This is a genomic window from Salipiger sp. HF18, from assembly GCF_011806505.1.
In the GTDB taxonomy this organism is placed as follows: Bacteria; Pseudomonadota; Alphaproteobacteria; order Rhodobacterales; family Rhodobacteraceae; genus Salipiger; species Salipiger thiooxidans.
Window position 1 is genome coordinate 1 of the sequence record NZ_JAATOS010000158.1, and the last position, 8265, is coordinate 8265.

Here is an 8265-nt window from a genome sequence, read left to right on the forward strand (position 1 = left end):
CGGGTTGAAGAACCAGCCGCCCGGGTTGGGGAAGTTGGGGAAGTTCAGGCGCCATAGCCCGGCCGCGTACCAGACCAGCACCGAGCAGCCCATCAGCAGCCACGGCCGCCACATCGCCATGCGGATCGCGAAGGGTGCGGCCAGCAGCATCACCGAATAGACCGGAAGGATGTTCACGTAGCCAATCTGGTGGGTGAGCAGTGGCACCCCCACGAGCGACGCCATGGTCTTGTCGAAGATCGGCCCGATGTTGTTCATCCTGAGCAGCTCGGGCAGCCCGAAATAGGCCGCCCCGCCGGCGAAGAGCGCCACGCCGACCAGCGTCAGGACGATGTGCACGACGTAGAGCGTCCACGACCGCTTCCAGATCGGCGCCGCGGCCTCGAGGAAGGGCTTGGTGCGGAAGGCGCCGGAATAGGCGAGACCCGCGGCGATGCCGGACATGATGAAGAACGCCTCCGCCGCATCCGAGAAACCCCAGTTGCGCAGCGTGAAGAGCTCGTAGGGGTTGCCGGGCACGTGGTCGACGAAGATCGTCACCAGCGCGGCGCCGCGGAAGGCATCGATGCGGGGGTCGCGTTCGCGGAGGGGAGCCGGGCTCTGGGCCACGGTCTCCGCCACCGCGGTGGTGTCATGCTGCGGCATCTGCGGTCACCTGGGTCGGCGAGGTGCCGCCTTGGGTCATGGGCTTCAGTTTCGCGGCCATCAGCGCACGGTAGCGCGCGACCACGGGCGAAGGATGATCCTCGTCGGGGACGCGGAACAGCGTGTGGGTGAGCGGGCGCGACGACCACGCGATGAGCAGCGGGGCGGCGATCATCGGCACGCCGACCGGCAGCAGCCACGGCACCAGCCCGGCGGAGAGGTAGTAGGCCGCGGCAAGACCCACGGCGCCGACCGCGACGATCCAGGCGCTGGCCCGGAAGGCCTCCCACACGTGGATCAGGCCTTCACCGCGCGCGTTGGCGGGCCAGCCGCCGTCGCGGCCGAGGAACACCTGCAGCACGGCGCGGACCTGGAACATCATCATCACCGGCGCCAGCAGCGAGCTCAGCAGGATCTCGAGAAGCAGCGACGAGAACACCTTGCCCGGAGTGCCGAACTTGTGGACCCGACCGCTGCGGATCGCGTCGAAGAGGATCCCGAGCTTGGGCAGGATCAGCAGCCCGACGATGCCGATGGCAAGGGCGGTGATCTCCTTGGTGCGGTCGCTCGGGAACACCGGGAAGAGGTTGTAGGGCTCGGGGAAATAGTCCGGCGGCGGCGCCAGCACGGTCGCGGCGATCGACACCAGCAGGAAGCTGGCCCAGAGCAGCGACACCACGTAGGCGAGGATGCCCTGCAGAAAGACGAAGCGGCTCCAGCCGGCGAGTCCCGGCGCCCAGAGCAACCGGATGTGCTGCAGGTTGCCCTGGCACCAGCGCCGGTCGCGCTTGGCGTAGGAGAGCACGTTCTCGGGGCCTTCCTCGAAGGAGCCGTCGATGGAGTGATCCACCTGCACCTTCCAGCCGGCCCGCGCCAGCAGCGCGGCCTCGACATAGTCGTGGCTGAGGATGTGCCCGCCGAAGGGCGGCTTTCCCGAGAGCTCCGGCAGCGCGCAGCTTTCGGCGAAGGCGCGCACCCGGACGATGGCGTTGTGGCCCCAGAACGGGCCGGTGTTGCCCTGCATCCGCTCGAGCCCGCGGGTGAAGATCGGCCCGTGGAACGAGGCCGCGAACTGCATGGCGCGCCCGAAGAGCGAATGCGCCGACACGATGCGCGGCAGCGTCTGCAGCAGGCCGAGCTGTGGGTCGGCCTGCATCTTGGCGATCATCTCGCGCAGCGTCTCGCCTTCCATCAGGCTGTCGGCATCGAGGATCACCGCGAATTCATAGGCACCGCCGGAGTTGCGGATGAACTCCTCGATGTTGCCCGCCTTGCGGCCCCGGTTGTCGGTGCGGCGGCGGTAGAAGATCCGGCCGGCCCCGCCCGTGGCCGCGATCAGGTCGGCAAAGGCCGCCTTCTCGCGCTCGGCGTTGGCCGCGTCCTGCGTGTCGGAGAGCACCGCGATGTCCAGCGACAGCCCGGCCTCGCTGGCCGAGTGATGCATGGCCTCGATCCGGGTGAAGGTCGCCACGGCGTCCTCGTTGCAGATCGGCACCAGCACCACTGTCCTGGGCTCGGGCAGGACCAGTTGCGGCACCTGTTTCCGCGCCCGCGACGGCTGTGGCAGCCCCGACAATGCGAGCATCGCGCCCCAGGCCAGCCAGCCTGTGGTCACGAAGATCAGCACGGTGCGCAGCCCGTCCCAGAGGTCGAAGCCGTTGGTGGCTCCGGCCTCCGCGACCAGCGCGGCGGCGACGCTCGCCAGCGAGAGGGCGAGAAGGACCGCACCCGCGCGGATGGCGCGGGTCTTGGGCGAAGGGGCTGGAATTTGCCGGATCATCGCGGAGCGGTCCGTGTCAGGCCCGGGTGCGCGCCCGGAAGAGGCGTGCCACCGAAAGCCAGTCGAACGTGGTGCGCTCGTTCTCGAGAACCTGCCGCGGCATGTCCAGCGGCGCCGAAGGCGGTTCCCACCCGGCACCAGCTTCGGCGGCAGTGTTACTTACGACGGGGCCATCCGTTGAGGGACGGGCGAATTCGGAAGTTTCCATCATTGCTTGACCCATTGATACAACCATGTCTCAGTCAGTGTCCGACCGTACCCGGTGAGCACGGCCTTGATTTCCACCAGGGCCTGCGGTTCGCCCTGGATATCGATCACAAGCCTCCACGTGTCGGTTCCGCTGATGCGCGAGATAGCCATCTCTTCAACTGACCCGTTCTGTACCGTGATCTCCGGAACAACCTCTGCGTCAGCAGAAAGGTTCCCCAACAACCCGCCCTCGAAATCGATGACGAATTTTCGATGATCGGTGTCTTTTTCGACACCAGATACGCCCCCCTCACCCGAGCGGGTACGCAAGATCTGCCCCAGCTCCTCGGCGCGGGCACCCTTGGGGTTCATGCCCCAGTGCAGGCGATAGGCGAATTCCAGCTCACTTCCGGCCGTCGCCGCCGCATCCGGGACCCAGTAGGCGACGATATTGTCGTTCGCCTCGAGGTCGGAGGGGATCTCGAGCAGGCGCACCGACCCCTTGCCCCAGTCCCCGAGCGGCTCGACCATCAGCGACGGGCGGCGCTCGTAATGGGCCTGCGCGTCGAGGTACTGGTCGAACTCGCGCTCGCGCTGGACGAGGCCGAAGGACAGCGGGCGCTCGGCCCCGAGATACGAACTCGCAAGCCGCGGCGGGTTCTTCAGCACGCGGTAGAAGGTCGTTCCGTTGACGTTCAGCACCAGCGCCGAGCTGTCATGCACGGCGGGGCGGTAGTCGTAGAACTCGCCCGGGTCCGAGCCGTCGTAGAGGAACATCGAGGTCAGCGGCGAGATACCCAGCTGCGCCACGTCGTTGCGCATGAAGAGCCGCGCGGTGACTTCCATGATGGTGTCGCTGCCGGGGGTGATGACGAAGCGGTACGCCCCGGTGACCGACTGGCTTTCCAGCGCGGCGTAGAGCGTGATCGCGTCCGCGCCCTCGGCCGGGCGCTCGATCCAGAACTGGCTGAAGCGCGGGAACTCCTCGCCCTCGGGCAGGCCGGTATTCACCGCCAGCCCGCGCGCGCTGAGCCCGTAGAAGTTGTCACGACCGAGCGCGCGGAAATAGCTGGCACCCAGAAAGGCCACGAGCTCGTCGTAGGTGTCGGCCCTGTTGAGCTGGTTCAGCAGGCGGAAGCCCGCGACGCCCGGCATATCGACATCGGCGGGGATGTCGCGCTCGAGGTTGGAATAGTCGAAATCGCGGGTCGAGAAGACCATCGGGATCGCACGGCCATCGACGACCTCGTTCAGCACCACGGGCTGCTTGAACAGCCAGCCGAGGTGGAAGGCATGGAGGCGGAAGCGCGAGCCATCGGTGGCCCAGCGTGCGTGTTCGGGATTGAACCGGATGCGCTGGTAATCGTCGTAGTCGAGCTCGGTCAGGAAGCCCTCGATAGCGCTCGGCGTGCTCGGGTCCGTCTGGCTCACCGCGCGCATCCACTCGGTGAGAACGTCAAAGGAGAAGGGCTCGCCCGGCTGGGCGTCCTGCGTCTGGGGGGCGTCCTGCGCGAGCGCATAACCGGGGATGAGGGTCGAGGAAAGCGCACCAGCGATCGTGCCAAGAGCGGCACGCCGCGAGAGCCCGCGGCAGCTCAGGCTGCGGGACTGCTGTCGTCGTCGCATATCGGGTCTGTCGTGGGGAGTCATCTTCGCGTCCAAGTGTCTGATCCGTATTAAGAAACACATAGGTCCGGAAAACCATCCGGCAGGTTCGCCATTGGCACTCTTTCGCCGATAGCACGAAGCCCGAAATACCTTCGCGCCCGCACTGTCAACTTCGCAAGCGCAGAAATGGTTGCACCGTTTGGGGTTCCGTGACTTGGCATGAGTTGGGCGAAAAATCGCGCGTGGCACGGGCGGTGGTGCTGGCGAGGGGGCGAAGCACGTCTGTAACGCCGGTCCGATCTCGCCGGGCCGAGGCGGGCGACGGTCGGGCTTCACGACCGGAACGCCGAAAAGTCGGGTTGTCCACTAGGGTGATTCTGCCTTCAGCAGAGTGTGCGCGGATGGGGATTTACGGCCAAATGCTGCGCTGCGGAAGAGGGATTCCGCGTGCGGTCGCAGTCTCCTGAAAAGAAAAGGCCGCCCACGATGGAAATCGCGGGCGGCAGGCAATGAGTGGTGGTTCGTTGTTGTTATCTCAGTCGGTGAGCGAGCCTTCCTCGTCACCGCGTTCGTGCATGCGGGCCTTGACCTTCCGGCCGACGATCAGCGGCAGGATGAACCCGATGATGGCGATGGCCCAGAGCACGATCGAAAGCGGGCTGTCGATCAGGGTGAACCAGTCGCCGTTGTCGATGGTGATGGCCCGGCGCAGGTTGTTCTCCATCGAGTTGCCGAGCAGCGTGCCGAGGATGATCGGCACCAGCGGCACGTCGAACTTGCGCAGCACCCAGCCCAGGATCCCGAAGCCGATCATCACCATCAGGTCGAAGCTCGAGCCCGAGATGCCGTAGATGCCCACGAAGGAAACCATGGCCACGATCGGCATGAGCACCCGCGGCGGCACCATCAGCACCTTGGTGAAGAGCCCCACCATCGGGATGTTCAGCGCCAGCAGCATGAAGTTGGCGATGAAGAGCGCCGCGATCAGGCCCCAGACCACGTCGGGGTTCTGGGTGAAGAGCAGCGGGCCGGGGGTGATGTTCAGCGACAGCAGCACGGCCAGCAGCACGGCGGTGGTGCCCGAGCCCGGCACGCCCAGCGCCAGCATCGGCACCAGCGCGCCACCGGCGGCGGCGTTGTTGCCCGCCTCGGGGGCCGCGACGCCGCGCGGATCGCCCTTGCCGAAGGTGCCCTCGCGGTCCACGAGGCGCTTCTCCACCGAGTACGAGATGAACGAGCCCAGCGACGCCCCTGCCCCGGGCAGCACGCCCGCAAGGAAGCCCAGCGCCGAGCTGCGCAGCATGGTGGGCGTGGTCTGCTTGAGCATGCTCATCGGCGGCGTCAGGCGCCCGACCTTGAGCTGGCGGCCCTCGGCGTCTGCCGAACCGTGACGCTCTTCGAGGAAGATGAAGACCTCGGAGAGGGCGAAGAGACCGACGATGGCCACGAGGAAGTCGAGCCCGTCATAGAGGTGCACCTCGCCGAAGGTAAAGCGCGGCACGCCGGTCTGGGTGTCGACGCCGATCATCGCGAGGCCGAGGCCCAGCGCCGCGGCGAAGGCCGATTTCGCCTGGTTGGTCGAGGACACGCCGCCCAGCGTCATGAACGCCAGCGCGAAGAGCGCGAAATACTCCGCCGGGCCGAACAGCAGCGCGATCTTCACCAGCTGCGGAGCGAGCAGGATCAGACCCCAGGTGGCGAAGAAGGCTCCGACGAAGCTCGCGATGCCCGACAGCGACAGCGCCTCGCCCGCGAGCCCCTTGCGGGCCATCGGGTGGCCGTCGAGGCAGGTCATCATCGCCGGCTCATCCCCGGGGATGTTGAGCAGGATCGACGAGATCCGCCCGCCGTACATCGCGCCGTAGTAAACCGAAGTCAGCAAGATCAGAGAGGGCGTGGCCCCGAGCCCCATGGTGAATGCGAGCGGGATCAGGATGGCGACGCCGTTCGACGGCCCGAGGCCGGGCAGCGCGCCCATGATGGTGCCCAGGAAGCAGCCCAGGAGCGCGAGCCCGAGGTTCTGCCAGGTGAGCGCGATGGCGAAGCCGTCGCCGAGAGATGCGAAAGTGTCCATGTCTGCCCCCTCAGAACCCGAACGGACCGCGCGCCAGCGCCAGGCCGAAGATCAGGTGGAAGATGACGTAGATGCCGATCGAGGTGCCGACGCCGGTCAGCACGGTCGCGATCAGCGACGAGCCGAGCCGCCAGGCAAGGTAGCCCGAGGCGACCGCGGTCGCGATGACGAAGCCCACCACCGGCAGCAGCTGGGCGTAGAGGATCATCACCACGATCGCGGCGGCGATCTCTGCGAGACGGGCCAGCGGCGGCCAATGCGGCTCGGGGTCCGGGCGGAGGACGATCGCGAGGCTCGAGAGCCCGAGGATCACCGCAATGATGATGGGAAACGCCTTGGGCCCGACAGCATCCGACAGGAAGCTCTCCTCGATCGCGAGGGCGGCAAACGTGTAGCCGATCGCGAGAAGCAGACCGAAGACGCCGAAAATGCGGTCACTCATGACGCGCTCCTTTCCGGACATTCTGTGGAAGGGGAAGTTGGGCGCCGCCTGAGAGGGGAGAGCGGCGGCGCCCGATGGTAAGCCCCGCAGAGCTTACTTGATGATGCCGATCTCGCGCGAGATGGTCTGGATCTGGGTGATGCTGTCCGAGACGAACTGTTCGAACTCAGCGCCCTGCAGGTCGAGCGGGGCGAGACCGTTGGTGGCCATCACCTCTTTCCACTCGTCCGATGCGTAGAGATCGCTGATCTTCTTCACCCAGCCGTCGTAGGCCTCGTCCGACATGTTGCCCGGGCCGTAGAAGCCGCGCCAGTTGGCGCCGATGGCGTCGACGCCCTGCTCCTTGGCGGTCGGGAAATCGGCGAACTCGCCGTCGAGCCGCTCGGGCGACAGCACCGCGATCACCTTGATGTCGCCGCTGTCGACGAAGCCCTTGGCCTCGGACAGGTCGCCGGTGAAGGCCTGCACGGAGCCCGCCAGAAGCTGGGTCACCGCCTCGCCGCCGCCGTCGAAGGCGATGTACTTGACCTTGCGCACGTCCTCGACGCCATAGGCGTTGGCTGCGATCAGCACCTTGAGGTGATCCCAGCCGCCCACGGCGGACCCGCCCGCGACCGACACCGAGGTGGGGTCGTTCTTGATCATGTCGAGCAGATCGGGGAGCGTCGAGATCTTGCTGTCGGCGGCAACGGCGATCACGCCGTAGTCGGCACCGACCGAGGCGAGCCAGCGCACCTGGTCCATGGTGTTGCCCGGGTAGGCGCCCTGCGCGAGACGGGTCGCGGTGGCCGACGAGGCCGCGACGATCAGGTCGTCGCTGTCGTTGCGCTTGTTCACCACCTCGGCATAGGCCACGCCGCCGCCGCCGCCGGCAAGGTTGACCACCTGCATGGTCTTCGACAGCAGGCCCTGGTCCTGCAGCGACTTGCCGACCTGGCGGCAGGTGAAGTCCCAGCCGCCGCCGGGGTTCGCGGGCGCGATGCACTCGGGCGCCTCGGGGGTGAACTCCTGCGCCGATGCGCCCATGGCGGATGCGCCGATCAGCGCCGCGGCGAGCGCGATGCGGGTTGCCTTGAAAGTCATGTGTTCCTCCTCATTCACTCACACCGTCCCGGCACGATCCGACGCGCCTGTCCGGTCCCGCACCCATGACTGCCTTTGCAGCCCCCTCTGTGCGGGGTAAGCAGAACTTGTAGAGCAAGAAGCTGTCACCAACCTGTCAGCGCGAAAATTCGCATGACAGGAAGGCTTCGGGAGGGCAGAAGCCATGCGCGTGCTGATGATCGAGGATGCGGCCGACCTCGCCGCGGGGGTGATCGCGCAGTTCTCGAAATCGGGCATCGCCTGCGATCTCGCGGGGAGTCTCGACGCCGCGCGGGACCATCTCGCGGTGCAGGGCTACGACGCGCTGGTGCTCGACATCAACCTGCCCGACGGCTCGGGCCGCGACCTCCTGCGCGAGATCCGCGCCCGCGGCGACCGCACGCCGGTGCTGATGCTGACCGCGCTTTTCACCATCGACGACCG

7 protein-coding genes are annotated in these 8265 nt (G+C 67.0%); 1 reads left to right on the forward strand and 6 read right to left on the reverse strand.

What is annotated here, in order from left to right; genetic code table 11:
* From HC022_RS13975 to HC022_RS14000, 6 genes are all read right to left on the reverse strand, one after another.
* On the reverse strand, nt 1–645 hold a 645-nt coding region (locus tag HC022_RS13975; RefSeq protein WP_167452852.1), incomplete at its 3' end, for an OpgC family protein.
* Nucleotides 632–2425, reverse strand: a complete 1794-nt coding sequence (gene mdoH, locus HC022_RS13980; RefSeq protein ID WP_167452853.1) for a glucans biosynthesis glucosyltransferase MdoH — start codon at nt 2423–2425, stop codon at nt 632–634. The genes mdoH and HC022_RS13975, both read right to left, overlap by 14 nt.
* A gap of 207 nt (nt 2426–2632) precedes the next feature.
* Entirely contained in the window at nt 2633–4240 is a 1608-nt protein-coding gene (locus tag HC022_RS13985; RefSeq protein WP_008886792.1) for a glucan biosynthesis protein, read from the reverse strand.
* A gap of 517 nt (nt 4241–4757) precedes the next feature.
* On the reverse strand, nt 4758–6296 hold the full coding sequence (locus HC022_RS13990) for a tripartite tricarboxylate transporter permease (protein ID WP_008886479.1): 1539 nt from the start codon (nt 6294–6296) through the stop codon (nt 4758–4760).
* 10 nt (nt 6297–6306) lie between these two features.
* A complete protein-coding gene (locus tag HC022_RS13995; RefSeq protein WP_008886436.1) occupies nt 6307–6738 on the reverse strand; it encodes a tripartite tricarboxylate transporter TctB family protein in 432 nt (143 codons plus the stop codon).
* Between the two features lie 93 nt (nt 6739–6831).
* Nucleotides 6832–7821: a tripartite tricarboxylate transporter substrate binding protein gene (locus HC022_RS14000; RefSeq protein ID WP_008886814.1), complete on the reverse strand. Its 990-nt coding sequence runs from the start codon at nt 7819–7821 to the stop codon at nt 6832–6834.
* Nucleotides 7822–8005: 184 nt separating this feature from the next.
* On the opposite strand from HC022_RS14000, the gene HC022_RS14005 reads away from it, so the two are divergent.
* Nucleotides 8006–8265 (forward strand): response regulator (locus tag HC022_RS14005; protein ID WP_167452854.1); only part of this gene is annotated, 260 nt, incomplete at its 3' end.

Bases quoted from the DNA above. Each gene is read 5' to 3' on its own strand.
- mdoH (WP_167452853.1), bottom strand. From the start codon at position 2,425: ATGATCCGGCAAATTCCAGCCCCTTCGCCCAAGACCCGCGCCATCCGC.
- HC022_RS13985 (WP_008886792.1), bottom strand. From the start codon at position 4,240: ATGCGACGACGACAGCAGTCCCGCAGCCTGAGCTGCCGCGGGCTCTCG.
- HC022_RS13990 (WP_008886479.1), bottom strand. From the start codon at position 6,296: ATGGACACTTTCGCATCTCTCGGCGACGGCTTCGCCATCGCGCTCACC.
- HC022_RS13995 (WP_008886436.1), bottom strand. From the start codon at position 6,738: ATGAGTGACCGCATTTTCGGCGTCTTCGGTCTGCTTCTCGCGATCGGC.
- HC022_RS14000 (WP_008886814.1), bottom strand. From the start codon at position 7,821: ATGACTTTCAAGGCAACCCGCATCGCGCTCGCCGCGGCGCTGATCGGC.